Genomic DNA, 25605 nt, shown 5'->3' with positions numbered 1-25605 from the left:
AAATCTTGCCTCGAAATCTGAGGTTGATAAAAGAAGCTTAAAGGAGCTATTTTGTTACTTTTGAACCATTTTATCCCTAGAGGTAACAAAAATTTGAGTTATAATTATAATATCTCTATAAACCAGCATCAAAAAAGCTTATGGCTATTTCAATTACTTTAACTTTACCTGATGAGATTTTTAATCTAGCTCAATCCTTAGCCCATTCAATTAACCGTGATCTTAATGATATATTAGTAGAAGCGATCGCTTTTTCTATTAGTCCCAATTATCAAGGCGAAAAAATCTCATCCCTAAATTCATTATCAGATGAAGAAATTATCAAATTAACTCAATTACAAATGGCATCAGAACAGGATCAAAGATTAAGCGAGTTGCTCAATGAACAACAAGAGAGGGATTTATCAACCTTTGAAAATAGGGAACTTTGGTCATTGATGCAAATTTATCAAATAAACTTGTTAAAGAAGTCTCAAGGATTAAATGAAGCGGTTAAAAGAGGATTAATTTCACCCTTAGAAGCATGAATCCTAGCCCTATTCCCGACTATATTAAAGATAAAATTCGCCAACAAGCTAATAATCGCTGTGGGTATTGTTTAAGTTTACAAAAATATGTGTTAGGATTGCTGGAGATTGAACATATCATTCCTAAAGCTAAAGGGGGAAGCGATGATGAATATAATCTCTGGTTAGCTTGTCGTTTATGCAATGGCTATAAGGGCAGACAAACCGAAGCAAAAGACCCCGAAACTGAGCAAATAGTTCCCCTTTTTAATCCAAGAAAACAAATATGGTCAGAACATTTTCAATGGAGTCAAGAGGGAACACAAATTTTAGGAAAAACGCCTTGTGGACGTGCAACAGTTATGGCATTAAAACTCAATAATTTGATTGCCACCACAGTTAGACAACAATGGATCTTAGCAGGATGGCATCCCCCTAAAATTTAACTTCAAAACCAAAGCAGTTCATTTTGATAATTTCGGTCAAAGAAATAAGTAGAGGTAGAACCTCGCTTATCTGCATTGCAAGCTCTAACCTTGCAACGACTCAAAAATATTTATATAAGCTAAAACTATCCTAAATATAATAATCATAATAAATAATGATTAAATAACCCTTGACTTCCCCCCCCCTTGTGATAGCTTCGGGTGTAGTATATTGGCGCAAAACTAGCGTTGAATATGATCATATTTTTGTATCATTACTGTCATCAAATCCATGAAAAAATTCCTGACAATGTTAACCCCCTTGACTCTGATGGGACTAGCTGGGGTTACTCCTGCTCAAGCGGCAATAGTAGCTGGTTGGAATCAATTTAATGCCAATACCGCATCCTATCCCAAAGCAGCCGATACTGTAGGTGCGAATATAACCAGCACTGGGTTAGATACCGCTGGGATAAATCGGGTGATTAGTTCTTCGTTCGTGCTGTCTGGATGGAATACAGGTGGCACTGTTAATACCAACCAATACGTCGAATTTGCCGTACAACCGGGTGCAGGTTTTCAAGTCGATTTTACTAACTTGCAACTCAATGCGGCTCAGGATGAAACTGCGCTAAATTTAGTCTTGCGCTCTAGTATTGATGGGTTCACCAGTAATTTAGGCACACAAGTTAGCCTAACAAATATCCTCAATACCTACAGCTTTGACTTAAGCAGTTTAGCACCCCAAACCGGACCAGTGCAGTTCCGTCTCTATGGACTGAATGCTGATCCATTTATAGTCTTCCTCTTTGGTGAAAACTCTGCCAATGTTGCCGGGGGTGGGTTTGTGGCTATTAATGGGGATATCACTCCCACTGGTGGCGGTCCTGTATCAACCCCGGAACCTAGTGGTATAGTGAGTTTAATCGCTGTTGGTGCGTTGGGTGCCGCTTCCCTTCGTCGTCGGGGATAAATTATCCTTAAGAGGGGCAACTACAGGGGTTGCCCCGACATTGGTTAAATATTATCAATATTCTTTTGCATTTCCTCGGCAATTTGTTAAGGTGATAAGGTGAAAGAGAAATAACAATCAATAGAGCCAATGACTCCCCAATTAATGATTCAACCTTCGTCTTTAATGAGAGAAGGGGTTGAACTCCGCGAATTTGGTAACATTTATTTATTCAGGTTTACTTCAGAGCTACAATCTCGTTTTGAGCAGTTATTAGCTAAGAAGAAAACTGACAGTCTCTCTGTTGACGAAGAAGCGGAGTATGCAGGACTTTCTGAACTAGAGCGCGTTTTTACGCTTATTAACGCCCAACTTGCCACAAAAAGTCAATGGTGTCCCTATCAACTCGAAGAATAGTCCGACAACGAGCTAAATATCTTTGTGAATATTGTCATTCTCCAGAATACTTGAGTCCAGACCTTTTTACCCTTGACCACATATTGCCAAAGTCCTTGGGGGGGACTGATAATCCTGACAATCTTTGTTTGGCTTGTCATCGTTGTAACGAGCGACACTATAACTTTACCACAGCGATTGACCCTTCTACTCAAACAGAAGTCTCTCTATTTAATCCCAGAGTACAGCAGTGGGGAGAACATTTTATCTGGACAAAAGACGGACTAAAAATTATCGGCATAACTCCTATAGGTAGGGTTTGCAGCAAAAAGTACGGGCGAAGCATTCGGATAGAAAATCTACGGTTTCACCGATAGGTTATTGCCCGAATGCTTCGCCCCTACAGGACGCGGGCCGATGAAGATGCAAGGTTTTGAACCACGATTCTCTCAAAATCTTGCACCTGTTTCGCTCGTAAAGCCCCAAAACCCTTACTTTGCATACATTTCACATTTATTCAGCCAGCCCTAGGTAGAGCGACTTGTTATCGTTTTGACTTTAATGATGAACAAAGGGATGAACCATCTATCCAAACAGCGCGCCAGTTTTGGGTTGTGGCAGGGTGGCATCCTCCCCAGTCAGATCCCTGTCAGGATTGAATCTTTGGGAAAGCGGAATAAACTCAGGGTAAGCGCATCTAATATTCCAGGTGGTGGGTTTGTGGCTATTAATGGGGATATCACTCCCACTGGTGGCGGTCCTGTGTCAACCCCGGAACCTAGTGGTATAGTGGGTTTAATTGCTGTGGGTGCGTTGGGTGCCGCTTCCCTTCGTCGTCGGGGATAAATTATCCTTAAGAGGGGCAACTACAGAGGGGTTGCCCCGATATCCTATCATCAATTTTAGATTTGATCACCAGTTAATCAACATTATGTCATACAAAGATATTATTACCATAGAACCGGGAAAAAGAAGCGGAAAACCTTGCATTAGAGGAATGAGAATTACTGTTTATGATGTTCTCTCCTATCTGGCTTCGGGAATGACTTATGAAGAAATTTTAGAAGATTTTCCTTACTTAACCAAGGCGGATATTTTAGCCTGTTTGAGTTATGCTGCCGAGCGTGAACGTCAAACCATTTTAGTTAACTAATGAAATTACTTTTTGATCACAATTTATCACCTCGCTTAGTTAGTCTATTAGTTGATATTTATCCCGATTCAAATCATCTTTACTTGCTGGGATTAGACCAAGAATCTGATTATTATGTCTGGGAAATCGCTAAAATACAAGACTATATTATTGTCACCAAAGATTCTGATTTTAATGAATTACTAATTCTTAAAGGTTTTCCGCCTAAAGTAATTTGGATTCGTTTGGGAAATTGCTCTACTAAAACTATAGAATCATTGTTAAGAGATAACTACAAAGCTATTTTATCTTTTGAGGGAGATCAAAATCTTGGTATCATCGCTTTATCCTAATCCGGGGATCATTTGAAGCAAGCTAAATTTTATCATCAACAAAAATTAATTGATAAATTCTTCACTTTTTCCCAGTTTGGCAATTAATTCTAAATCTCTAATACAGTCCCCAATTCCTATAAATTCAATTGCTTCTATTAAAAAATCGCTATCTTGGGTAAAAATCACTCTTGATAAAGTTTGAGATTCACTACTTTATTGCCTGTGCTTTAAGTCGGGTAACAAAGGGAGAATCTCCAGCTTTTTCTCGCATTTTTTGGGCAAATTCTAAATCAGCTTGGATAGCTTGATCTAATTCATCTCTATGTTCCCAATAGTAAGCTAATGCTGAGTGAATTTGACTCATACTTAAATCACGATGGTTAATGTGAATTTCTGCTGGAGTCCAACCGTAAGCTATTTGTGCCATAACTAGATCAATCACTTTCAGGGTAGAACCCGCAATTATTGGTACTCCCCGATGATCAATTGCAATATGTTTATAGTCTGTGAGAGTTGTTGTCATGTAGAGAGGGTTAAGCTAAAACACATTTATAATTATACTAAGTAGCGCACGCAAAATTAATTACACATATCTAACCACCTCTTGCCTCTTGCATGAGTGCCTATCTTGACTAGGAAATTTATTTTGCACTACTACTTACCGCATTGCCTCAACCAGTTGCCAAAATCGCCGCCATGGACAGTCAATTACTTGATAAACTCGGACAATTACAAAACCTCTTAAAAACCAGTGAAAAAGCTCTGATTGCCTATTCTGGGGGCGTGGATAGTACCCTAGTGGCCAAAGTGGCCTATGATCTGCTAGGGAGTCAAGCATTGGCAATTACGGCGGTTTCCCCTTCCCTACTGCCGGAAGAATTAGAAGAAGCGATCGCTCAAGCCGATTATATCGGTATTCGGCACGAATTGGTGGAAACCGAGGAAATGAATAACCCCAATTACACCAGTAATCCCGTTAATCGCTGTTATTTCTGCAAGAGTGAGCTACACGACACCCTTAAACCCATTGCTCTCGCTCGTGGTTATTCCTACGTCATTGATGGCGTTAATGCTGATGATTTAAGGGATTATCGTCCCGGGATTCAGGCCGCTAGGGAGCGCGGCGCTCGTTCACCTTTGGCGGAAATTGCTATCACAAAAAGCGAAGTTCGTCAACTATCTCGTTACTTAAATTTACCTTGGTGGGATAAACCGGCGCAACCCTGTTTAAGTTCCCGTTTTCCCTACGGGGAGGAAATTAGCCTGGAGAAATTGCAAAGAGTCGGACGGGCGGAGATTTATCTGCGAAAATTAGGTTATCGTCAATTACGGGTGCGATCGAGCGGCGATACAGCACGGATTGAATTACCCTCGGCACAAATTCCCGACTTTATTAATCGGACAAATTTAAGCCAATTAGTCGCTGATCTGCAAAAATTAGGCTTTATCTATGTCACCCTCGATCTAGAAGGTTATCAAAGCGGCAAGCTTAATCGAGTCCTCTAGGGGTGAGGTGATGGGAGATGGGAGACCACTTCGTGCGCGTTGCGGGGGAGCAGGGAGCAGGGAGAGGGGAGGAGCTTACAGGTATAGGTTTATTGCGACCAAAGAGGTGAGTAATCACCAACAGGAGTGAGAGAATCAAGATAGAGATGAGGAGGACATGGTGAAAGACAATGCTAAACAACAAATATCTCAAGCAGCGGTCCTGCATAGTTTCAGAGCATCTACTGGTCTGTCAAGTAGCTCGCCATTCGATCGTTCGTTAAGAAAAATAACCGGAAGGTTGATACCTTGGGAGAGATGCTACCGGGGACAATTTTTTTTATTCCCATGAGGTTAGAAGAATGGGAAATTCCTGATCTGCGACTTGCAGAGGTTGGCTTGAATCTGCGAGATATTCACCGGCTTGATTATTGGGAAGAAGACGGATTTGAGCAACTAGAAAGAGCAATTATCCATCAATTCAAGCTTGAACCGGAAGAGCCAAAACAACCGTTATCAGTATTTAACTTTGAGGTGGTGGGAGTAAATACGAAGGGTGAGCAAATTAAAAAAGAGTGGAAACAGTCCCAATATTTCAGGGAAGATTTGGGCAACGACATCACCCTAGAAATGGTTGCCATCCCGGGAGGCACATTCACGATCGGAACAGAAGACGAGGAAATCGAAAGACTGGTGAAAAAATTTAATTGGGAAGGATATAGAAGGGAAAGACCACAACATCAAGTGACCGTCCCCCCTTTTTTTATGGGTAAATATCCCATCACCCAGGCCTAGGGGAGAGCGATCGCCGCAACCGCTAAAATAGACATCGACCTAAAGACAAATCCCTCTAAATTTCAAGGGAATGAGCTACCCGTAGAAAAAGTCAACTGGTATCAAGCAACAGAATTCTGTAAACGACTATCAAGGGAAACAAAACAGGAATATCGGCTACCCAGCGAAGCAGAATGGGAGTACGCCTGTAGAGCGGGGACAACCACCCCATTTTACTTTGGGGAAACTATTACCGGAGAATTGGCCAACTATGATGCCAGTAATACCTACGCCAATGAACCCAAAGGAAAATATCGAGAAAAAACCACCCCAGTCGGGCAATTTCCGCCCAATGCCTTCGGACTCTACGATATGCACGGGAACGTATGGGAATGGTGCGCCGATAGTTTACCCTCATTCCCTATTTTTTTCTCTTTTCCTTTCTTTCCCGCCCTTAGGCGGGTCGATTTTTTGGGGAAAATGGCGTTAATGTTAAATTTTATTAAGGCAATGAAAGAGTTATCGGTTATCAGTTGGGAAGGTGGTGTGATATTATGGGTAGTAAAGTTGATCAAAAAGCCAGCTAGAACCATGAGCGCTCTTGTCAAACCCTCTGGCCTGATTCCCAAAGGATTGCGGGTGCAACAGATTAATAATCTCACCCTATTCAAATTTACAGATGAACTGGGCGATCGGATGCAGACGCTTCTTGACAAAAAAAAGCTGATGATCTCACCCCGGAGGAAGTCCTTGAGCTAGAAGCGATTGGCGAACTCGACCAAATTTTCAGCTACATCAACGCTGTCATTGCCGCCAGAGTAAATGGTCATTCCTAAATCGCTCTACCATATTGTTCGACAACGCGCTAGGTTCCGGTGTGAATACTGTCACTATCCCGAACTCCTCAGTTCCGCCCCTCTTTCGATCGACCATATTCAACCCCAATCCCTCGGTGGTAGCGATACGCTGGACAACCTCGCCCTAGCCTGTCGTCGTTGCAATGAAAGGCGTTATAACTTCACAACGGGGATTGACCCAGAAACCGAGGCAGAAGCTTCACTGTTCAACCCACGCCAGCAAATTAAGTAGGTAGGCGTTAAAAATTATCAGATGCCCCCTTATCAAGGGGGATCCCCCCGCCTACCGGCACCCCCCTTATCAAGGGGGGCAGGGGGGATCGAACCTAAAGTCCATTTTTCATTTAATTATAACCAGCTACTTATTTGCTTAATTTAAGTTATGAACTTCAATCTTTATCTGGAAGAGGAATTAAGTCAGCAACTACAGGCTTTATCTCGCTCTACAGGCAAATCCCAGAATGCTTTGATTCGAGAAGCAATACAGCTTTTAATTACCACAAAAGAACAGTCGCAATGGTCGTCAACTATCCTTAATTTTCAAGGGGTAAGTGATGGTATTATTTTTGAAGCTTATAGAGAGGAACTTTCCCCACCTAGAGAAGATGAGGTGATTTAGTGCTGGTTTTACTCGATACTTGTACGATTAGTGATTTTGTCAAAGGTGATAGCAACACTCTAGTGCAGATCAAAAATCACTCTCCTAGGGAAATTGCCGTTTCTGCGATAACTCTAATGGAAATCGAATATGGACTATTTCTTAATCCAGCGAAGGCAAAGAAAATAAGACCCATTCTTGACGAATTTCTTGCTTCTATCTCAATTCTTGCCTTTGGCAATCAAGAAGCCATTTGCGCCGCTCAAATTAGAGCAGCTCTCAAACAATCCGGGACTCCCATTGGTGCTTACGATCTGTTAATAGGTGCAACGGCGATTACTCATAATCTTAAATTAATTACGGCCAATCCCCAAGAATTTGCTCGTATTCAAGGATTATCGTGGGAAAATTGGCGTTAAAGCTAATCGCCTAACTAATTCGAGAATATATAGGGTTTGCTGAATAAATCTAAAAACCTTGTTGGCTAAGACTTTGAGACTTTTTGAAAATCAAAAAGTGCCAGATATAGGAATAATCGGGGGGAAAATTCAGGGACTTTTTCCCTGAAAATTAGGTAAAACCCTACACTCAGCCCCCACGAAAAACTTTTTCAGCATACCCTAAATACTGGCTTTTTCTCTTCAACGGCTAATTCTGTAAAGTTCCTCCAGAAGTTGCTCAAAAATTTCTTCCATCTCTTCCGGGCTGCTGCCCATATTCCTGGCAGGTCCGCGCAGAAACTCTTTAACCGTTATCTTTTTATCGCGGAAGTCCCGGACAAAATTATAGATTTTTTCGGTGGATTGAACTTGTAATTTCATCTCCTCTAGCATTTGCTCAATCGGGTCGATGCCATCCTTCTCACAAGCGCGACTGGCCTTCACCATCTCGCCTTCTGGAGTATTTCGCACCGAGCGCAGTTCTCTTTTCAGGTTCTCGTATTGCTTTTTGAGTAGTTCGTTATTGGTTTCAACCCTCTCGCACTGTCGTTTGAGGTCGCTTTCCGATGAGCCTTCAACCGCGAAAGAGTCCCCCATTTGATGCTGTCGTTCGATTTCTAGCAGTTTGGCAATATCTCCCTCTTTATAGGCGCGGTTGACTTCCTTCATAATCTCGTTGTGACGCATCCGAGTTTCGGGGTCTGTAACCTTGTCGGGGTGAAAAATCTCGGCCATTCTCAGGAAAGTGCGGCGTATTTGTCTAGATTCAGGAGATTTAGGCGAGCTTTCAGGTGATAGCTCTGTTCCATCATCGTGACGGCTATATGAGTCTCCCCCAGAGAAGAAATCCTGCGCGGATTGCTCCGATGATCCTTCTGGTTCTTCGTCTCCAAAAAGTTCGTCTAGTTCTTCATCTCCATCCTCAAATTTTGGGCTAATCACCCCCGTTAACTGAAGTGTCTGGTAAATTCCGAGAATGCTTTTCTTCGTCTGCTGCCCCAATTTTCTCGCAGTGAGGATTTCGTCAAAAAGGGCGTGTATTTCGCTGTCGAGGTCGCTAAGTTTTTGATAGAGGGGTTGCCCTCTCTGGAAAATCTCCGTCGCCAAGGAACGCATTTGGTCGAGGAATTTCTTCAGTTCGGTGCGTTTTCTGGCAATCTGCTTGAGGAGCCACTGATGCTCCTCCTCTAAAGCTTGGAGACGAAAATGTAGGGAAGAGAGAGCCAAGGAAGGTGAGGTGGGCGAATCAGAGCAGTTCGGTGATTTCGGCTTTTTAGATCTGGTCATTACTTTGGGGTGAAAGCATATTGTCCATTCTACCAAGCCGGAAGGAGCCGCATTCCTAAAACTCACCCTTGGCTCATTTTATTGTTTCTCCCCACTTCCCCACCTCCCCACTTCCCCAACCTCCCCACTTCCCCAACCTCCCCACTTCCCCACTCCCCCAACCTCCCCATCACCCCAAGTCCACAGACGGGCTTAAGTGCCTAGAAACTAGATATATCAATGGTCTTAATTAATTCTTATCAATCGAATTAAATTTTTGTAAATAAAATTCTCGCTCAGATTAATTATTTTTTCCAAATTCCGCTAGACTTATTTAGTAAGTTCAATTGAGACTCAATATTCCATAGCTAAATTTCTATAGCACGGGCTAGAGGGAAAGTTTAGCGAGGGATTCCTTTACCCATAATTCAGCACACATACTTGCTTTAGTAAGCAGGTAGGAGATTCTATGTCAAATTTTTCGAGACGGAAATTTTTAACCACGGCGGCAGTTTCAGCGGCAGGGGCTGTTGTCCTGAAAGGTTGTGTGGGTAATCCCCCCGACAGTACGGGTGGAACCACCACCACCGCGCCCGCTTCCCCAGCAGCCTCTCCCGTAGCGGTGGCTCCCGGAGAGGCCCCCGAAACCACCAAAATTAAATTAGGTTATATTCCTATTGTTGAGGCCGCACCTTTAATTATTGCCAAGGAAAAAGGCTTTTTCGCTAAACACGGGATGCCCGATGTGGAAGTCTCCAAACAAGCAAACTGGGGATCCGCTAGGGATAACGTCGAAATTGGTGCAGATGCGGGCGGAATTGACGGAGGACAGTGGCAAATGCCCATGCCTTACCTAATTTCCGAGGGACTAATCACCAAAAATAACGTTAAAGTCCCCATGTATGTGTTAGCGCAGTTAAACACCCAGGGTAACGGAATTGCGATCGCAGGTAAACACGAGGGCAAAAATATCGGTTTAGACCTGAAACCCGCCAAAGATTACATCCTCGGCATGAAAACGACGGGAACTCCCTTCAAAGCTGCCTATACTTTCCCGAAAGCTAACCAAGACTTCTGGATTCGTTACTGGTTAGCCGCCGGTGGTATTAACCCCGATACGGATATTAACCTAATTGCCGTACCCGCAGCCCAAACCGTGGCCAACATGAAAACGGGAACCATGGATGCGTTTAGTACCGGCGATCCTTGGCCGGCGAGAATTGTGGCTGATCAGATCGGTTTTATGTCAGCTTTAACCGCAGAAATCTGGCCCTATCACCCGGAAGAATACCTCGCTATCCGCGCCGATTGGGTGGATAAAAACCCGAAAGCCACCAAAGCGGTGTTAAAAGCAGTCATGGAAGGGCAGCAATGGCTAGATCAAGAGGCAAATCGAGCAGAAGCGGCGGCAATTCTCGCTAAACCGGCTTATTTCAACCTCAAAGAAGAACTTATCGCCGGTCCCCTCAAAGGAATACAGAAAATGGGTGACGGTAAACCGGAAATCACCGACAAAAATAAAGGGGTTTTCTACTGGAAAGATCCTGCTGGTAGCGTTTCCTATCCCTACAAGAGTCATGATCTCTGGTTTTTAACCGAAAGTGTTCGTTGGGGTTTCTTGCCGAAAGAAACTTTAACCACTGCCTCAGCATTAATCGACAAAGTTAACCGCGAGGAGCTTTGGAAAGCGGCAGCCACGGAATTAGGAGTTCCCGCGGCCGATATTCCCACCAGTACCTCCCGCGGTGTCGAAAAATTCTTTGATGGCAAAACTTTTGACCCCGCCAATCCCCAAGCTTATCTCGATAGTTTGGAGATTAAAAAATAGCGAGTTTTTCCCGATAGGTTAGGTGCATAAAAAATCTAGTCTATTAATCTCAAAAGTGTTTTCTTCTCTCCCCAATCAAGTAACTTTATCTTCAACAAAGGAAAACGGCAAAATGGCAAGTAGCGTCAGCAGAACAGGTAAAGGTGGTTTCAACTTCGGTAAATTCTGGAAAAAGCATTCCCAAGATATTCTTCCCCCTATTATCGGTACCTTGGGTTTTCTGATTGTTTGGCAATTAGTCTCGATGCTGGGATTAATCAAATTACCCCCCCCATCCGACCTAATCACCAATGAACGGACTCGTACTTATTTAATGTATCCTTTCTTTGATCGTGGGGGCATTGATAAGGGACTATTCTGGCAAACTTTAGCGAGTCTCCAACGGGTATTAATCGGTTATTTTTTTGCCGCAGTGGTGGGTATTGGAGTGGGGATTATGGTCGGTTTAAATCCTTTCTTAAATAAGGCACTCGATCCCCTTTTTCAATTCCTGAGAACAGTTCCTCCTCTCGCTTGGGTTCCCCTATCTTTGGCCGCTTTACAACAAAACCAACCCGCGGCTTTATTCGTTATCTTTATTACCGCAGTTTGGCCGATTTTGATTAATACCACTGTGGGTGTCCAACAAATTCCCCAGGACTATATCAACGTTAAACAAGTCTTGCAATTGTCCAGCAAAAAATTCTTTTTCAAGATATTAATTCCCTCGGCACTTCCCTACATCTTCACTGGTTTGAGAATTGCGATCGGTTTAGCTTGGTTAGCGATTATTGCGGCTGAAATTGTTATGTCGGGTATCGTCGGTATCGGTTTCTTTATCTGGGATGCCTACCAAAATAACTACATAAGTGATATTATTCTCGCTCTGTTTTATATCGGTGGTGTGGGTTTATTACTCGATCGCTTTATGGCTTGGTTGCAAACTCAAATCGTTCGTCAATAGGGAATTGATGGGGAAAATTTCCCCATTTCTAAATAACTAAAACTTGAGCCAATTTAAGGAGAAAAAACCATGAGTTTGTTTGTTGCTGTCGATAACATTGATAAAGTCTTCCCCCTCAGTGGTGGCGGTGAATATGTGGCCTTAAAAGGGATCGATTTACAGATCAAAAAAGGGGAATTTATCTCCCTTATCGGTCACTCTGGTTGCGGAAAATCCACCCTCTTAAACATGATCGCCGGTTTAGATTTGCCCACGGAAGGAGTGGTGACTTTGCAAGGTCAAAGCATTAAAAAACCAGGGCCAGATCGCATGGTAGTCTTCCAAAACTATTCCCTTTTGCCCTGGTTAACCGTCAAAGAAAATATCACCCTCGCCGTCGATCAAGTTCTCACCCAACTATCAGAAGATGAAAGAAAAGCCGAAGTCGAAAAATATATCGATCTGGTCAATCTTCGTCATGCAGTGGATAAACGTCCCAACGAATTATCGGGGGGGATGAAACAACGGGTAGCGATCGCTCGCGCCCTAGCCATCCGTCCGAAAGTGCTGCTTTTAGACGAACCCTTTGGCGCGTTAGATGCCCTGACTAGAGGTAATCTACAGGAACAGTTAATGCAACTATGCGAAGAATACGAAATGACCTCGGTAATGGTGACGCACGATGTGGATGAAGCGGTGTTATTATCCGATCGCATCGTCATGCTCACCAACGGTCCCGGCTCAAAAATTGGCGGTATTTTGGAAGTAGATATCCCCCGTCCCCGCAAACGCATGGAAGTGGTAGAACACCCCAGTTACTACAGTCTCCGGAGCGAAATTATCTATTTCCTCAACCAACAAAAACGGATCAAAAAACTACGCGCTCGCAAAGTCGAAGTTATTGCCCGTCACGGTTTAGAAAAAGTCAATCTAGAAATCGGTTTTGTTCCCCTCACCGCTTGCGCGCCCCTAGCAGTGGCCAAAGAAAAGGGATTCTTTACTAAACATGGTCTAGATGAGGTGAATTTGGTCCGGGAAACCAGTTGGCGGGGCATTGTGGACGGGATCGCAGGGGGATTCCTCGACGGGGCGCAAATGCCCTCAGGAATGGCCACCTGGTTAACCGTCGGTGGTTATCAGGATCAACCTTTGCCGATTGTCAGCGCCCTGACTATGACTCGTAACGGTAACGGTGTCACCCTCGCTAAACGCTTCTATGACGAGGGAGTGATTGACGGTAATGCTTTAAAACAGATGCTATTGGAATCCCGGGAGCAGCGCCATATTTTTGGCATGGTTCACCCCTCCTCCATGCACAATTTGCTCCTGCGTTACTGGTTAGCGGCCTCTGGTATTGACCCGGATAAAGATGTTCACCTCGAAACTATTCCCCCGGCCCAAATGGTAGCTGACCTGAAAACCGGCAGTATTGACGGTTACTGTGTCGGTGAACCCTGGAATCTACGGGCCGCCATGGAAGGTATCGGTTACACCGTCGCTACCGACTTAGAAATCTGGCAGGGCCACCCGGGTAAGGCCCTGGGAGTCCGGGAAGATTGGGCCAATAAATACCCTAATACCCATGTCGCTTTAGTCAAAGCACTGCTGGAAGGTTGTCGCTACTGTGCTGAGGAAGGGAATCAGGAAGAAATTCGTCAAATCCTCGCCAGTCGTCAGTATCTTAGTACCAATATCGATTATATCCAACTGGGTGATCCCAACTCCTACGCGTGCAGTCTCGATCAACCGATGAAAGAATATGCACACCATCTGTTCTATGGAGAAGGGGTAAATCGTCCCAGTCGTACCGAACACCTCTGGATGATGACCCAAATGGCGCGCTGGGGCCACATTCCTTTCCCCCGTAACTGGGTAGAAATTCTTGAACGCGTCTGTCGGGTGGGTGTCTTTAGTACCGCGGCCCGGGAATTGGGTCTAGGGGATATTAAATATCGTCGCACACCGATTCTTTTATTCGATGGTATCGAGTTTGATGCCGAGGATCCGATCGGTTATCTCAATAGTTTAGAGATCAAACAAAACATCACCATGGCCGAAGTGGCTATTGATGCTCGTCCTAGTGCCGGCGAATCTCGCAAAATTGCCTAAAAATCGACTAAGGGGATAATTCCTAGCCAATTATCCCCAGTCATTGCCCCTATTAACTAATTTCCCCCAAAGACTAATCATGTACACCACCACCGAGACAATTAACCGAGCAACCCAGACCCCCACTAAAGAAGCTTTTGTCACCATTGAAGGAGTTTCTAAGGTTTATCCCACTGCTAGAGGCCCCTACACCGTCCTCAAGGATGTTAATCTCAGCATCAATGAAGGTGAATTTATCTGCGTGATCGGTCACTCCGGTTGCGGTAAATCGACGCTATTAAATATGGTGTCGGGTTTTTCTTCTCCCACCGATGGCATTGTTAAAGTTAACGGTAAGAAAATTACTAAACCTGGGCCCGATCGCATGGTAGTGTTTCAAAACTATGCTTTGTTGCCTTGGTTAAGCGTTTTTGAAAATGTCTATCTTGCGGTAGATGCGGTGTCTCCCAATGCGACCGAAGCGCAAAAACGCTCGATCGTGCGCGAACATTTAGCTATGGTGGGTTTAACCGAAGCTATGGACAAAACCCCTCCCCAAATCTCCGGGGGGATGAAACAACGGGTTTCGATTGCTCGGGCCCTTTCTATCCGTCCGGAAGTGTTGATTCTCGATGAACCTTTCGGCGCGTTGGATGCGATTACCAAAGAGGAATTACAGGAAGAATTGCTGAAAATCTGGCAAGATAAACGCTGTACGGTGTTGATGATTACCCACGATATCGATGAGGCTCTTTTCCTCGCTGATAAGCTGGTAATGATGACCAATGGACCAGAAGCGAAAATCGGCGAAGTGATGAATATTCCTTTCCCCCGTCCCCGCGATCGGGAGAGAATTATGGAGGATCCTGAATATTATCGTCTGCGTAACTATGCCCTCGACTTCCTCTATAATCGTTTCGCTCACGATGATGTCAGCTAGATGCGAGCATTTGTATTAGTTTGGGGTGCGGTTGACTTAAAAGCGATCGCACCTAGATTTTTTTTCTAGGGAAGCCTTCTTCAAGTAAAATCATTTTTAAGTAGATAGATGTTAAAAATTGTCAGATACCCCCCTTGTCAAGGGGGGATTAAGGGGGGATCAGCACCCCCCTTATTAAGGGGGGATCAGCTTACTTGTCAACTAAATAGAACAATTAGCAATCAAATACAATAATAATTTTTACTTTTTACTTAATCAATCATGCTCAAACAGATACGGAAACTAATTATCAATTTTGGTCAACAATGGCGCGATGAAAATTTCATGAAGTCGATTCATCTCATTGAAAACTTAGTTTCTAAGGTTTTATCCGTAGCCTTAATTGTTGTTATTATTGTTTCTCTTTATGATCTAGTAGTTATCCTAATCCAAGATTTATTTACTACGGAACCCATCGGTTTTTTTAGCAAAACTTTAATTGAAATTTTCGGATTATTTCTCAATATTTTAATTGCCTTAGAGTTATTAGAAAACGTCACTGCTTACCTAAGAAAACACATCGTACAGGTTGAATTAGTTGTAGTTACTGCCCTGATTGCCATCTCTCGAAAAATTATTATTTTCGATCCCAATAAATACAGTAAAGATGATTTAATTGCCCTCACCGTGGGAACCTTAGCTTTAGCGGCAAGTTATTGGTTAATCAGAAAAGTTAATCGCGATAATCGTTCTTGAAGCAGTTATTAAGTAACCAGACAGAATTAATCACACCAAATTCGATTATTAAAGACTGATTATCTATTGCAAGAGTGCCTATTGCATGAGTAGAAAACGGGTTTCTCGGAGAAACCCGTTTTCTGTGCGTTACTCAACGGATTTACTGATTAGGGAAAGGGGTAGATTTAGAAAACCTAACCCTTCCAAATATTTACTGGACTCTGGAAATATTACCCGCTTTAATCCAACCTTCGCGACCATCGGACAGACGCACGCGCTGCCATTGGCCATCGCTGCTGGTTCCCACCACACTGACCTTGGTATTATAATCCAGACCGCCGAGACGAGTCGATTCACTGGTGGGTTGAGAGCGCAGACTTAAACCGCTTTGCCATGTAACCCGCGCTTGATAACCCTCCGATGTGGTTTCTCTTTTTCTTGCTTCGGGACTGGGTTTCGGGGCAGCTTTTGCTGTTGGTGCAGCTGTGGGAGACTCTTTCACCTCAGCTTGGGGTTGTTCTGGGACGGGAGTAGTAGCGGTGGGAGAAGGTTTGACGGCGGTTTTTTCCTCCTTAGTTTCCTCTTTTTTCTCCTCGGTAAAGACGGGTTTAGGAGGATTAGAATTCATACCGGAGAGCAGCATATAGGCGACAGCAGTAGCCCCACCGACCAAAATCGCCACTCCCAGGACAAAACCGACCATAAATTGCAATAAACCAGATAAACGCTTCATATTGGTGCTAAATTAACTATTAGGATTAACATTAAAACGATCATCGCGAGAGGCTAAACGAGCTTTACCAGACTTAGCCCAATCCTGTAGAAATTGAATCTGTTCTTGAGCAGTCCGAGCCAGGGGTATAATCTGACTAGCGGCCTCAAGCACATCATCGGTGCTAAAGTCGCGATTTTGACTAAAACCGATGTGCATCGCTTCCACGATGGTTTGTTCGATTTCTGCCCCCGAAAAATCGGGAGTTTCGTAGGCTAGTCGCTTGATATCATAACTTTTCAGATTATGGGGCCGGACTTTCCCCAGATGAACGCTAAAAATCTCCTCGCGGGACTTTTGGCTAGGTAGTCCGACAAAAAATATCTCATCGAAGCGTCCTTTTCGCAACATTTCCGGGGGCAAAGATTGGATGTTATTAGCTGTAGCGACGACAAAAACCGGCGATTGTTTCTCGGCTAACCAAGTGATAAAAGTCCCGAAAACCCGGCTGGTGGTTCCCCCGTCGCCTTTTCCATCTGCTCCGGCGAAAGCTTTATCGATTTCGTCTATCCACAGCACACAGGGAGCTAAAGCTTCGGCGAGATTAATCATCTGACGGGTACGCGATTCCGATTCTCCCACCAATCCGCCAAATAAACGCCCCACGTCTAGACGCAGTAGCGGTAAGTGCCAATGATGGGAAATAGCTTTCGCTGTCAGGGATTTACCCGTCCCCTGAATTCCCACCAATAGTAAACCCCGGGGATTGGGTAAACCGTAGGCGCGGGCGCGTTCACTAAAAGCACCACCGCGACGAATCAGCCAATCTTTGAGATTATCTAGTCCCCCGATGTCAGAAATCTGTTCTGTGGCGGGATAAAAGTCTAATATCTGGGTTTGACGAATCGATTGGCGTTTTTCTGCCAAAATTAATTCCACGTCCTCTGGCTCAATTTTGCCGTGACTGGCTAAACATTTGGCTAAAACCCGACGAATTCTCTCTAGGGACAATCCTTGGGCAGAAAGCACTAATTCATCGAGGAGTGGTTCTTTGAGGGGTTGTCCGGTGGCAGCGATTAATCGCTGGATTTCCTGTTTAATTTCTTCGCCACTGGGGAGGGGAAAATCGACGACGGTGATTACTTCGGTTAGATCCGAGGGGATAGACAGTTCAGGAGCGACGATAATTAGGTTTTTGGGCTGAGATTTCAGGGAACGGGTCAGATTTCGCAATTTTCTGGCGATGGAAATATCTTCTAAAAAGCGCTGGAAATCCCGTAAAATTACGATTGCGGCGATGTTCGGCGGCAGCTTTTCGACGAATTCAAGAGCTTGCAGTGGATTACGCCGAGCCAGGTTCTCATTATTGGGATTATCTTGATAACCATCCACAAAATCCCAGACATAGACAGCACGGTTATTGCTCTGTTTGGCAATATCGGCGATCGCTTTTTCGAGACGTTCTTCTTCTAGGGTGGTAACATAGATGAGAGGATAACGGGCCCGCAGCAGTAATTCAAATTCTTCACCAAAGCTCATAGCTATTCGTCTATAGTTTTTGCTATTTATATCGTCATCACAAAATATAGCAGTTAGCCGTCAGTCAAATAACGATGGTAGGTAAGCTGTGCTGCATTTTAAGATAAGCCAAGCTCGTCTGTAAAAAGATTGAAAAAAAACAAATTTACGCTTGTATTTTCTTAAATGTATGGTATAAGCGTCTTGCCTTAGTCGGGATTAACCTTCTGTTAACTAAATTAACATCGTGTTGATTAGATTAAGCTTTAGCTAATTAAATTAAATCGTCCTGCCAAGAATGACAAAAGTTAGTCACTGGTTGTCCAATTTTTTCCTGTCAATTAATTTCAGCCTTTCTCACAGCCATTCCCTAGGGGGGTTAAATTCGTGTTTAAACTAGCTTCAGAGTTGCAACCAAATCAGAAAAATAAGCCAGAAAGTCAATTTAACTCTTTGCCAATTTCTCAAATCACGAAAGAGGGTAAAGTTTTAGCGATAATTCTCCGACGAGAGTTTAACCAAGAGGGGATTCATTTCCTAACTCCCGATGATTTTTCCCAACAGTTGGCCTATATGAGACACCCGACGGGAAAAACTATTATGCCCCACGTTCATAACAAAGTACAACGGGAAGTATTTTTTACCCAGGAAGTCTTAATTATCAAAAGAGGAAAACTGCGGGTAGATTTCTATGATGACGACCAACAATATCTAGAAAGTCATATATTGAGAGATGGGGATGTGGTTTTATTGGTACAAGGTGGCCATGGTTTCCAAGTCTTAGAAGAAGTAGAAATGATTGAAGTCAAACAGGGTCCCTACGTTGGTAATCAGGATAAAACTCGCTTTACAGGAATTGAGGAAACCGTGGTTAAAATGGCGGGAGCAGAGATAGCATGAGTAGCTTTATTCCCGTCAATGAGCCACTGCTTGCGGGCAAGGAAAAACAGTATCTTAACGAATGTATTGATAGTGGTTGGATTTCTTCGGAAGGTCCCTTCGTTCAGAAATTTGAAGAAAACTTTGCCCTCGCTGTTGGACGAAAGTATGCCGTTTCCGTGTGCAATGGTTCTATGGCCTTAGAAGCGGCCATCGTCGCTTTAGGAATTGGTTCGGGGGATGAGGTGATTCTCCCCACTTTTACCATCATTTCCTGCGGGGCCGCCATTGTCAAAGCTGGGGCGATTCCGGTGGTGGTGGACTGCGAAGCGCAGACTTGGAACATGGATATCGCTCAGATAGAGGCAAAAATCACGCCCCGCACTAAAGCGATAATGGTGGTTCATATCTACGGATTACCGGTGGCAATGACTCCAGTTTTAGAATTAGCTCAAAAATATGGTTTAAAAATTATTGAAGATGCGGCTGAAATGCACGGTCAAACCTATCAAGGTAAACCCTGTGGTAGTTTCGGTGATATCAGCATCTTTAGTTTCTATTCCAACAAACATATTACCACTGGGGAAGGGGGCATGATTGTCACCAACCAAGAGGATATTTTTGAGCGTTGTCGTTCCCTGAGAAATTTATATTTTCAGCCCCAACGACGTTTTATTCACGAAGAACTGGGCTGGAATCTGAGGATGACTAATCTGCAAGCGGCAGTGGGTTTAGCACAATTAGAACAGCTAGAAACTTTTGTCGAGCGCAAGAGAAAAATGGGCAGACGCTACAGGGAATTATTGCAAAATATACCCTGTCTAGAATTGCCCCTGCCTCAAACTGATTATGCCGAAAATATTTATTGGGTTTATGGTGTTGTTCTCAAAGATGAGGTTAACTTTGATGCTGTGGAAGCGATGAAACGCCTCCAAGAACATCAGATTGGTACGCGTCCTTTTTTCTGGTGTATGCACGAACAACCGGTATTTCACAAAATGGGATTATTGCAAAATATTTCCTGTCCCGTGGCTGAAAGACTCGCCCGCAGGGGTTTTTATCTGCCCAGCGGTTTAGCTCTCACGGACGAGCAAATTGAGCGAGTAGCCCAAGCAGTTCAGCAAGTTTTTGCTGAGGCTGAGTAGGGATGAAAAATTGATGAAAATTTTTTGAATAAAAACCGACTTTTATGATAATTGGCACGGAGTTTTTATCTGGGGTAGTAATTGCCACTGGTTGCTTTTATTCCCTATATCTATGTATTTCAGTTCCCAAGGATGTTTTTTTTAATGGTGATGGAGCGCTGAAAGCTTTACTAGCTCGTCAGCTAAGTAATGGTCAATGGCGATTTGACTTAGTTGAGCGCGCAGAAGCTTGGGTTACTCGTCTTTGGCAAGAGGGTTTATATACTTATCGCCCCCCTTTTGTCTACTACTTAAATCAACGTTATTATATCTCTTTTCCTTTTCCCTTCTCTTTGCTAACTTCCCTTTTTTATAAACTTTGGGGTTATCGGGGGTTTTACTTGATTCCCCTCCTATCAACTTGGGTATTGTGGCTCAGTTTTTCGAGAGCAATTCCCGCTTTTTCCCTGGACAGTTGGGGGGGTCTTTTGGGATTAGTTATTTTGATTTTTGCTTCTCCCTTAACTCTATACAGTGCCATATATTGTGAACATACCCTCGCTGTCGCTTTAGGATTTTTGGGAATTGTTATCGCTTTTTTTCTACCCGATACAGCTAATAGTGGCTGGCTGCCCAATTTATTAGGCGGATTTCTAGTGGGTTTATCAGTATGGTTCCGCTCGGAATGTCTGGCCCTAGTGGCAACTTTAACTTTATTAGTTTTCTTGGGGTTAACTCCAGAACAAACCTCAATTTTTGCTTGGTATTCAACCGAGCAAAATCTTAATTTTTCTGAATTTCTGCTAACTAATCGAATAGCTTTTAGTTTTGTGCTAGGCATGATTGTTAGTGTGTTTTTACTGTGGTTGTGCAATAAGTTAATTTATAATCGTTTTCTAGGAGTTCACGCTCTGTTAGTCCTTGAGGAGTTTTCTTGGAAAAAACGTATTCAAGAAGCCCTGACCAGTTTTTATCAGTTAAATAGCTCTTTTTGGCTGCATTTTCCTATCTGTATAATTCCCTTAGCTTACCTGCTCACTTGGAGCGGTCAACAATTGAATTTTGCTAGGGATATTCCCGTAACTTTAATTAGTGTAACGGCGATTATCATCTTAGCTGTTCTCGTCAATCTTCGCCGGCAAGGAATGGTCAAAACCAAGGCGTTAGTCAAGAACAATATCATTTACTTCCTGATACTTTTAGCTAGTTGTTATCTATTTGACATCGGCAATATATCTCTAGATAAACAAATGCTTTTTGTCTATGCTCTCTATTTTATCTACACAGTAGGGGTGTCTTGTTTAGTCGATATTGCCCCGGGAGAAGTCATGGTGGGAGGGAAACAATGGGGACCGAGATATTTATTGCCTCTTATCCCCTTTGTTACCTTATTAACGGTGGAACAAGTAAAAATTGTCGGGGCGAACCAAGAAGTTTTTGTAGCCAAGGGAAGTTGGGTTTTACTGTTAATCTTAATGGCAATAGGTGTCTACAAAAACATTTATCAAGGGGGAGAATTTTTCTATAAAACCCATCAGGGGATAGCACCAGCTATCAAAAGCATAGAAGAGGATACTAATTCTATTGTTGCCTTTTCTCATCAATATGCGGCACAAGTTTTGGGTTTTGGTTTGGAGAAACAAAAAACTTTCTTCCGTGTGGAAGATAGTCAAGCCATGGTTAAACTATGCCAAGAATTACTCAGTCAAGGATTGTCTAGTTTTCCCTACGTTTGCTATCCCTATCGCCCTTGTCAACTCTTAGAATCCCCACCGGAAGAACTGGAATTTAGCCAAGATGGAAAAAAGTTTCAAATTGACATAAATCGCTCTGGAATTATTGGTAAGTATCCTTTCTATGAAATAGTTATATCTGCTTCTGAGACAGGTTTACTAGCCCAAAAATCCGAGGATAAGCCAACAATTACTCCAGCAGCTAATGATTTAGTCTGTACGATTTTACCCACCTATAACGAGCGAGATAATATTAGTCAATTAGTTGAACGTTTACTAGCTAGTGTTCCTAGTCCTTATTTAGTGCTAGTGGTGGATGATAATTCTCCCGATGAAACTTGGCAGATAGTAGAAAATTTAGCCAAACAATATCCCACTCCTCCCCAAGATTCGCAATTCCAATCGGGGGTAATTTTGTGTCGCAGAATCAACGAGAAAGGATTAACCTCGGCTCTACAAAGAGGTATTGACGATGCAATTAATCTGTATGGGGCTAAAATTATTACTTGGATGGATTGTGATTTGTCTATGCCTCCAGAAGATGTGCCGCAATTAATCACAGCGATTCGAGCTAAAAAAGCTGATATGGCCGTAGGTTCTCGTTGGATTCCGGGGGGTGATGATGTTGCCCATGGACTGATGGCCCGGATGTTAAGCTGGATTATTAATCGCATGGCAATCGTGATGCTAGGCAATCAAGTTCACGACTATACCAGTGGTTTTATTGCCGTTCGTTCTCAGGTTTTAGAAAAAATTCGCTTAAAGGGAGATTATGGAGAATACTGCATTGATTTATTAACCCGTGCCAATCGTTTAGGTTATAAGTTAGTGGAAGTTCCTTATCTTTGCGTTCCTCGCATTTATGGTGAGAGTAAAACCGGAATTAATCTCTGGGATTATTTGTCAAAAGGACGGAAATATGTGGCAACTATTTGGCAATTGTGGCAAGAAAGATAAGACAATTATTTCTTTTTTGAACTAGAATTAGTTATTCTCTAGTTGTCCTCTAGTTCTTCAACTCTAGGAGCTAAACTTATGAAGAAAATGTTTACTTTTTGGCCTTGGTTAGCTACCGTTGGTGTGGCTTGGTCTTTGGGTTTTTTTTATAACGTACACTACGGTGGTGAATTAAAGTGGCTTCTACAAATGTACGAACAAAAAGTATCTTTTGCCAAGCAGATAGATGCACCGAGACGAATAATTTTTGCGGGGGGGTCGGGGGTAAATTATAGTATTAACTCTCAATTCATAGAACAGGAGCTAAAAATCTCAGTTTTTAACTTTGGTTTGCAGGGAGATTTGGGATTAAATGTCATTTGCCCAATTATTTTAGAACAGGTACGTCCGGGGGATATAGTGGTTCTCATTCCTGAATATTTAATGTTACTGGATGATGATGGTATTGGTTATGGTGATGGTTTATTTGGTTCGGTTCCCTTTGGTGTTGCCATTGGAAAACCTGGTTTAGGAAATATACCCTTAGAACAATTAGTTTCCGAGACTTGGTTAATGGGAGTTCCTAGTTTACGCGCTATAGTAAAAACTGCTGTTGATGTTATACAAACAGGAAAAGCTAGGGGTTATTTATCAGATCCAATCACAGAAAAAGGAGATCCTACCGTAGTCAAACATCGTACAGGTAAATGGTGGGCTAGAACATTTGATTTGCCTGTTTCTCAACACTCCCTCAAACGCATCGCTCAATTTCAAGAGGAGTTAAAAGCTAAAGGTGCTGATTTAGTAGTTTCTCTCTCTTGGGTTTATGCTAAGACCGATGAAACCACTGTCAAAAATGTTAAAAAAACTATTGAAGAATTGTCTAATATAGTACCTTTAATCTACAATCCAAAAACTCTTAATCTGCAAACAGATTCTAGTTTATTTGCCGATACCCATGAGCATTTATTACCAGAAGCAAGAATAAGACGCTCTAAGGAACTGGTGCAACAACTACGTCCTATAATTCAGGAAAAAACTCCTCAAAATCATCGAACTATTTCTATTCTCAATCGATAATTTAAAAGTTGATCGACTTTTTGTACTAGCAGTAATTTGGGATGGAGATAGCAGGGAATTGATTTAACTGGCAAGATTACCGTAAATTTCCCTGAATTTATTCAATTTTAATTTTTGTAATTGTTCTTTCTTCAATAAAGGTTCTTTTTCTCTCGGATGTTCCTGACTCTTTTTCTTGATATTTTTGGTTCTTCGGTTTTTGTTATGCAAGGGACGGGATTATAAGAGATGAAACCCTTATAGAGAAAGACATTGCTGCAATATTTGTCAATTGTTTTCGATCTAGAACGAGCTAATCAATTAAGTCTCTTGCCAGATAAGGATTTAGTCGATTTATGCCCCCTGATCGAATCATACCAAGTAACGAAGAGCCGAACTAATCAGCAGTTCACTTGTTCTGATGTTTGGGACGTTTCAATCCCTAATAGGGTTTAAGATTAATTGGAACGCCAAAGGATTAGCTTTCGTGCGAGAAGAGGCCAGTTTCAATCCCTAGTAGGGTTTAAGATTAATTGGAACGTCAGAGTGTCGAGAAACCACTAAAACGATAATCCGTTTCAATCCCTAGTAGGGTTTAAGATTAATTGGAACCTGTAGGAACTCCGCCTACTGGTGGGTTCACCGTCGAGTTTCAATCCCTAATAGGACTTAAGATTAATTGGAACCTTATCCTCCAATATTATTTTTGTGTTCTTATTGCTGTTTCAATCCCTAATAGGGTTTAAGATTAATTGGAACCTTTTTCCATCGTGCCAGTGCATAGTATGAACAAGTTTCAATCCCTAATAGGGTTTAAGATTAATTGGAACATCGGTAAATATTGCCACAGCACCCATATCTAAACCGTTTCAATCCCTAATAGGGTTTAAGATTAATTGGAACTAGATATTCCCGTCGGGCAAATCTATAGAAATAGCGGAATAGTTTCAATCCCTAATAGGGTTTAAGATTAATTGGAACTATACTCGAAAATCAAAGAGTATAATAAAATTTTAGTTTCAATCCCTAATAGGGTTTAAGATTAATTGGAACAGTTAGAGATTCGTTGTCTTGAGGCGGTAAAATCGTTTCAATCCCTAATAGGGTTTAAGATTAATTGGAACCAGTCTAGAGGCATCACAATCTATAAATTCATTCAGCAGTTTCAATCCCTAATAGGGTTTAAGATTAATTGGAACTTTGGTTTTAATAAAATCTATAGTCAATTGTAAGCGTTTCAATCCCTAATAGGGTTTAAGATTAATTGGAACCTGGCAAGCAAGATTTTAATGTTATCAAAGATTTTTTGTTTCAATCCCTAATAGGGTTTAAGATTAATTGGAACTTGGGAAAAATGCGGGCTAGGATAAATGAAGCAAATGTTTCAATCCCTAATAGGGTTTAAGATTAATTGGAACAACTTTTTTTGGAATAATGCTTGACAATATTACTGTTTCAATCCCTAATAGGGTTTAAGATTAATTGGAACTAGGGAAAAAGAAAAGATAAGAAAATATACCAGACTGGTTTCAATCCCTAATAGGGTTTAAGATTAATTGGAACTTTTGAGCAGATGAGTATCTCCGAATACGATACAGTGGTTTCAATCCCTAATAGGGTTTAAGATTAATTGGAACAAGTAAAAAGCAAGTTTCTCCCTGTTGAGATAATTGTTTCAATCCCTAATAGGGTTTAAGATTAATTGGAACACAATTAAATCCTGGGTTCCTTTCTTAAGTGCGAAGTTTCAATCCCTAATAGGGTTTAAGATTAATTGGAACTATTGAGCAGTTAAAGCCCAAAAAAGAAATTACCCTGTTTCAATCCCTAATAGGGTTTAAGATTAATTGGAACGTTTCCCCTAGTGTCAGTCCAGAGTTGAGATACTGTTTCAATCCCTAATAGGGTTTAAGATTAATTGGAACCATGTGTTACTCCTGTTGGGTGAAATTATTAGGAAAGTTTCAATCCCTAATAGGGTTT

24 protein-coding genes, 2 pseudogenes and 1 CRISPR repeat array (1 of these 27 running past the window's edge) are annotated in these 25605 nt (G+C 42.4%); of the genes and pseudogenes, 22 read left to right on the top strand and 4 right to left on the bottom strand.

Features of this window, described 5'->3' with window-relative positions; all coding sequences use genetic code 11:
- Nucleotides 1-140: 140 nt before the first annotated feature.
- The 8 genes and pseudogenes from GQR42_RS17360 to GQR42_RS17325 all read left to right on the top strand — a co-directional run bounded on the left by GQR42_RS17360 (nt 141) and on the right by GQR42_RS17325 (nt 3764).
- Complete coding sequence (locus GQR42_RS17360) at nt 141-527, top strand: hypothetical protein (protein WP_158200902.1); 387 nt, start codon at nt 141-143, stop codon at nt 525-527.
- Complete coding sequence (locus tag GQR42_RS17355; RefSeq protein WP_158200901.1) at nt 524-952, top strand: HNH endonuclease; 429 nt, start codon at nt 524-526, stop codon at nt 950-952. Before GQR42_RS17360 ends, GQR42_RS17355 begins: the two co-directional genes overlap by 4 nt.
- 271 nt (nt 953-1223) lie before the next feature.
- Nucleotides 1224-1904 carry a PEP-CTERM sorting domain-containing protein gene (locus GQR42_RS17350; RefSeq protein WP_158200900.1) on the top strand — a complete coding sequence of 227 codons (681 nt, stop codon included), beginning with the start codon at nt 1224-1226 and terminating at the stop codon, nt 1902-1904.
- A gap of 129 nt (nt 1905-2033) precedes the next feature.
- Nucleotides 2034-2300 (top strand): hypothetical protein, encoded by a 267-nt coding sequence (locus GQR42_RS17345; protein WP_052278253.1) that lies wholly within the window; start codon nt 2034-2036, stop codon nt 2298-2300.
- The gene (locus GQR42_RS17340) at nt 2273-2656 is read left to right on the top strand and encodes an HNH endonuclease (RefSeq protein WP_158200899.1); all 384 of its coding nucleotides are present in this window, start codon (nt 2273-2275) and stop codon (nt 2654-2656) included. The genes GQR42_RS17345 and GQR42_RS17340 overlap by 28 nt, the downstream gene beginning before the upstream one ends.
- A gap of 322 nt (nt 2657-2978) precedes the next feature.
- Nucleotides 2979-3125 (top strand): annotated as a pseudogene (locus tag GQR42_RS17335) (PEP-CTERM sorting domain-containing protein); the annotation flags it as partial.
- Between the two features lie 85 nt (nt 3126-3210).
- A complete protein-coding gene (locus GQR42_RS17330) occupies nt 3211-3432 on the top strand; it encodes a DUF433 domain-containing protein (protein ID WP_002750124.1) in 222 nt (73 codons plus the stop codon).
- Nucleotides 3432-3764: a DUF5615 family PIN-like protein gene (locus tag GQR42_RS17325; RefSeq protein WP_158200898.1), complete on the top strand. Its 333-nt coding sequence runs from the start codon at nt 3432-3434 to the stop codon at nt 3762-3764. The genes GQR42_RS17330 and GQR42_RS17325 overlap by 1 nt, the downstream gene beginning before the upstream one ends.
- Nucleotides 3765-3954: 190 nt before the next feature.
- On the opposite strand, the gene GQR42_RS17320 is transcribed toward GQR42_RS17325, so the two are convergent.
- Nucleotides 3955-4269 (bottom strand): DUF433 domain-containing protein, encoded by a 315-nt coding sequence (locus GQR42_RS17320; RefSeq protein ID WP_158200897.1) that lies wholly within the window; start codon nt 4267-4269, stop codon nt 3955-3957.
- A 173-nt stretch (nt 4270-4442) separates the two neighbouring features.
- On the opposite strand from GQR42_RS17320, the gene larE reads away from it, so the two are divergent.
- The 5 genes and pseudogenes from larE to GQR42_RS17290 all read left to right on the top strand — a co-directional run bounded on the left by larE (nt 4443) and on the right by GQR42_RS17290 (nt 7879).
- On the top strand, nt 4443-5252 hold the full coding sequence (gene larE, locus GQR42_RS17315) for an ATP-dependent sacrificial sulfur transferase LarE (RefSeq protein ID WP_158202505.1): 810 nt from the start codon (nt 4443-4445) through the stop codon (nt 5250-5252).
- A 279-nt stretch (nt 5253-5531) separates the two neighbouring features.
- A pseudogene (locus GQR42_RS17310) lies at nt 5532-6413 on the top strand (formylglycine-generating enzyme family protein); the annotation flags it as partial.
- Nucleotides 6414-6827: 414 nt separating this feature from the next.
- Nucleotides 6828-7094, top strand: coding sequence for an HNH endonuclease (locus GQR42_RS17300; RefSeq protein WP_158200896.1), 267 nt, complete (start codon nt 6828-6830; stop codon nt 7092-7094).
- Nucleotides 7095-7244: 150 nt separating this feature from the next.
- Nucleotides 7245-7481 carry a CopG family transcriptional regulator gene (locus tag GQR42_RS17295; RefSeq protein WP_158200895.1) on the top strand — a complete coding sequence of 79 codons (237 nt, stop codon included), beginning with the start codon at nt 7245-7247 and terminating at the stop codon, nt 7479-7481.
- Nucleotides 7481-7879 (top strand): type II toxin-antitoxin system VapC family toxin, encoded by a 399-nt coding sequence (locus tag GQR42_RS17290; protein ID WP_103112640.1) that lies wholly within the window; start codon nt 7481-7483, stop codon nt 7877-7879. Before GQR42_RS17295 ends, GQR42_RS17290 begins: the two co-directional genes overlap by 1 nt.
- 222 nt (nt 7880-8101) lie before the next feature.
- Here the strand turns inward: GQR42_RS17290 and GQR42_RS17285 are convergent, their stop codons facing one another.
- A complete protein-coding gene (locus tag GQR42_RS17285; protein WP_158200894.1) occupies nt 8102-9187 on the bottom strand; it encodes a molecular chaperone DnaJ in 1086 nt (361 codons plus the stop codon).
- 448 nt (nt 9188-9635) lie between these two features.
- Between GQR42_RS17285 and GQR42_RS17280 the strand changes: the two genes are divergently transcribed.
- The 5 genes from GQR42_RS17280 (at nt 9636) to GQR42_RS17260 (ending at nt 15679) form a co-directional block, all read left to right on the top strand.
- Entirely contained in the window at nt 9636-10994 is a 1359-nt protein-coding gene (locus GQR42_RS17280; RefSeq protein ID WP_158200893.1) for a CmpA/NrtA family ABC transporter substrate-binding protein, read from the top strand.
- 112 nt (nt 10995-11106) lie between these two features.
- On the top strand, nt 11107-11937 hold the full coding sequence (gene ntrB / locus GQR42_RS17275) for a nitrate ABC transporter permease (protein WP_158202504.1): 831 nt from the start codon (nt 11107-11109) through the stop codon (nt 11935-11937).
- Between the two features lie 69 nt (nt 11938-12006).
- Nucleotides 12007-14025 (top strand): ABC transporter ATP-binding/substrate-binding protein, encoded by a 2019-nt coding sequence (locus GQR42_RS17270; protein ID WP_158200892.1) that lies wholly within the window; start codon nt 12007-12009, stop codon nt 14023-14025.
- Between the two features lie 79 nt (nt 14026-14104).
- Nucleotides 14105-14944, top strand: coding sequence for a nitrate ABC transporter ATP-binding protein (locus GQR42_RS17265; RefSeq protein ID WP_158200891.1), 840 nt, complete (start codon nt 14105-14107; stop codon nt 14942-14944).
- Between the two features lie 261 nt (nt 14945-15205).
- On the top strand, nt 15206-15679 hold the full coding sequence (locus GQR42_RS17260; protein WP_158200890.1) for a phosphate-starvation-inducible PsiE family protein: 474 nt from the start codon (nt 15206-15208) through the stop codon (nt 15677-15679).
- A gap of 193 nt (nt 15680-15872) precedes the next feature.
- Here GQR42_RS17260 and GQR42_RS17255 read toward each other — a convergent pair whose 3' ends face one another.
- Both GQR42_RS17255 and GQR42_RS17250 read right to left on the bottom strand, forming a co-directional pair.
- Nucleotides 15873-16394, bottom strand: coding sequence for an SH3 domain-containing protein (locus GQR42_RS17255; protein ID WP_158200889.1), 522 nt, complete (start codon nt 16392-16394; stop codon nt 15873-15875).
- 12 nt (nt 16395-16406) lie between these two features.
- Nucleotides 16407-17912 carry an AAA family ATPase gene (locus GQR42_RS17250; protein WP_158200888.1) on the bottom strand — a complete coding sequence of 502 codons (1506 nt, stop codon included), beginning with the start codon at nt 17910-17912 and terminating at the stop codon, nt 16407-16409.
- A 366-nt stretch (nt 17913-18278) separates the two neighbouring features.
- Here GQR42_RS17250 and GQR42_RS17245 point away from each other — a divergent pair, with 366 nt between their 5' ends.
- The 4 genes from GQR42_RS17245 (at nt 18279) to GQR42_RS17230 (ending at nt 23643) form a co-directional block, all read left to right on the top strand.
- A complete protein-coding gene (locus tag GQR42_RS17245) occupies nt 18279-18791 on the top strand; it encodes a hypothetical protein (RefSeq protein WP_371730806.1) in 513 nt (170 codons plus the stop codon).
- Nucleotides 18788-19915, top strand: a complete 1128-nt coding sequence (locus tag GQR42_RS17240; protein WP_158200887.1) for a DegT/DnrJ/EryC1/StrS family aminotransferase — start codon at nt 18788-18790, stop codon at nt 19913-19915. The genes GQR42_RS17245 and GQR42_RS17240 overlap by 4 nt, the downstream gene beginning before the upstream one ends.
- Nucleotides 19916-19959: 44 nt before the next feature.
- The gene (locus GQR42_RS17235; protein WP_158200886.1) at nt 19960-22584 is read left to right on the top strand and encodes a polyprenol monophosphomannose synthase; all 2625 of its coding nucleotides are present in this window, start codon (nt 19960-19962) and stop codon (nt 22582-22584) included.
- Between the two features lie 78 nt (nt 22585-22662).
- On the top strand, nt 22663-23643 hold the full coding sequence (locus GQR42_RS17230; RefSeq protein WP_158200885.1) for a hypothetical protein: 981 nt from the start codon (nt 22663-22665) through the stop codon (nt 23641-23643).
- 411 nt (nt 23644-24054) lie between these two features.
- A CRISPR array of direct repeats spans nt 24055-25605; the repeat unit is 37 nt; unit sequence GTTTCAATCCCTAATAGGGTTTAAGATTAATTGGAAC; it runs 2114 nt beyond the window's last position.

It is taken from the genome of Microcystis aeruginosa FD4 (genome assembly GCF_009792235.1).
Classification (GTDB): domain Bacteria; phylum Cyanobacteriota; class Cyanobacteriia; order Cyanobacteriales; family Microcystaceae; genus Microcystis; species Microcystis viridis.
This window is presented reverse-complemented; position numbering and strand designations above follow the sequence as displayed.

Excerpts from the sequence above, each read along its gene's own strand:
- GQR42_RS17360 (WP_158200902.1), top strand. The coding sequence starts at position 141 with ATGGCTATTTCAATTACTTTAACTTTACCTGATGAGATTTTTAATCTA.
- GQR42_RS17355 (WP_158200901.1), top strand. The coding sequence starts at position 524 with ATGAATCCTAGCCCTATTCCCGACTATATTAAAGATAAAATTCGCCAA.
- GQR42_RS17350 (WP_158200900.1), top strand. The coding sequence starts at position 1,224 with ATGAAAAAATTCCTGACAATGTTAACCCCCTTGACTCTGATGGGACTA.
- GQR42_RS17345 (WP_052278253.1), top strand. The coding sequence starts at position 2,034 with ATGACTCCCCAATTAATGATTCAACCTTCGTCTTTAATGAGAGAAGGG.
- GQR42_RS17340 (WP_158200899.1), top strand. The coding sequence starts at position 2,273 with ATGGTGTCCCTATCAACTCGAAGAATAGTCCGACAACGAGCTAAATAT.
- GQR42_RS17330 (WP_002750124.1), top strand. The coding sequence starts at position 3,211 with ATGTCATACAAAGATATTATTACCATAGAACCGGGAAAAAGAAGCGGA.
- GQR42_RS17325 (WP_158200898.1), top strand. The coding sequence starts at position 3,432 with ATGAAATTACTTTTTGATCACAATTTATCACCTCGCTTAGTTAGTCTA.
- GQR42_RS17320 (WP_158200897.1), bottom strand. The coding sequence starts at position 4,269 with ATGACAACAACTCTCACAGACTATAAACATATTGCAATTGATCATCGG.
- larE (WP_158202505.1), top strand. The coding sequence starts at position 4,443 with ATGGACAGTCAATTACTTGATAAACTCGGACAATTACAAAACCTCTTA.
- GQR42_RS17300 (WP_158200896.1), top strand. The coding sequence starts at position 6,828 with ATGGTCATTCCTAAATCGCTCTACCATATTGTTCGACAACGCGCTAGG.
- GQR42_RS17295 (WP_158200895.1), top strand. The coding sequence starts at position 7,245 with ATGAACTTCAATCTTTATCTGGAAGAGGAATTAAGTCAGCAACTACAG.
- GQR42_RS17285 (WP_158200894.1), bottom strand. The coding sequence starts at position 9,187 with ATGACCAGATCTAAAAAGCCGAAATCACCGAACTGCTCTGATTCGCCC.
- GQR42_RS17280 (WP_158200893.1), top strand. The coding sequence starts at position 9,636 with ATGTCAAATTTTTCGAGACGGAAATTTTTAACCACGGCGGCAGTTTCA.
- ntrB (WP_158202504.1), top strand. The coding sequence starts at position 11,107 with ATGGCAAGTAGCGTCAGCAGAACAGGTAAAGGTGGTTTCAACTTCGGT.
- GQR42_RS17270 (WP_158200892.1), top strand. The coding sequence starts at position 12,007 with ATGAGTTTGTTTGTTGCTGTCGATAACATTGATAAAGTCTTCCCCCTC.
- GQR42_RS17265 (WP_158200891.1), top strand. The coding sequence starts at position 14,105 with ATGTACACCACCACCGAGACAATTAACCGAGCAACCCAGACCCCCACT.
- GQR42_RS17260 (WP_158200890.1), top strand. The coding sequence starts at position 15,206 with ATGCTCAAACAGATACGGAAACTAATTATCAATTTTGGTCAACAATGG.
- GQR42_RS17255 (WP_158200889.1), bottom strand. The coding sequence starts at position 16,394 with ATGAAGCGTTTATCTGGTTTATTGCAATTTATGGTCGGTTTTGTCCTG.
- GQR42_RS17250 (WP_158200888.1), bottom strand. The coding sequence starts at position 17,912 with ATGAGCTTTGGTGAAGAATTTGAATTACTGCTGCGGGCCCGTTATCCT.
- GQR42_RS17240 (WP_158200887.1), top strand. The coding sequence starts at position 18,788 with ATGAGTAGCTTTATTCCCGTCAATGAGCCACTGCTTGCGGGCAAGGAA.
- GQR42_RS17235 (WP_158200886.1), top strand. The coding sequence starts at position 19,960 with ATGATAATTGGCACGGAGTTTTTATCTGGGGTAGTAATTGCCACTGGT.
- GQR42_RS17230 (WP_158200885.1), top strand. The coding sequence starts at position 22,663 with ATGAAGAAAATGTTTACTTTTTGGCCTTGGTTAGCTACCGTTGGTGTG.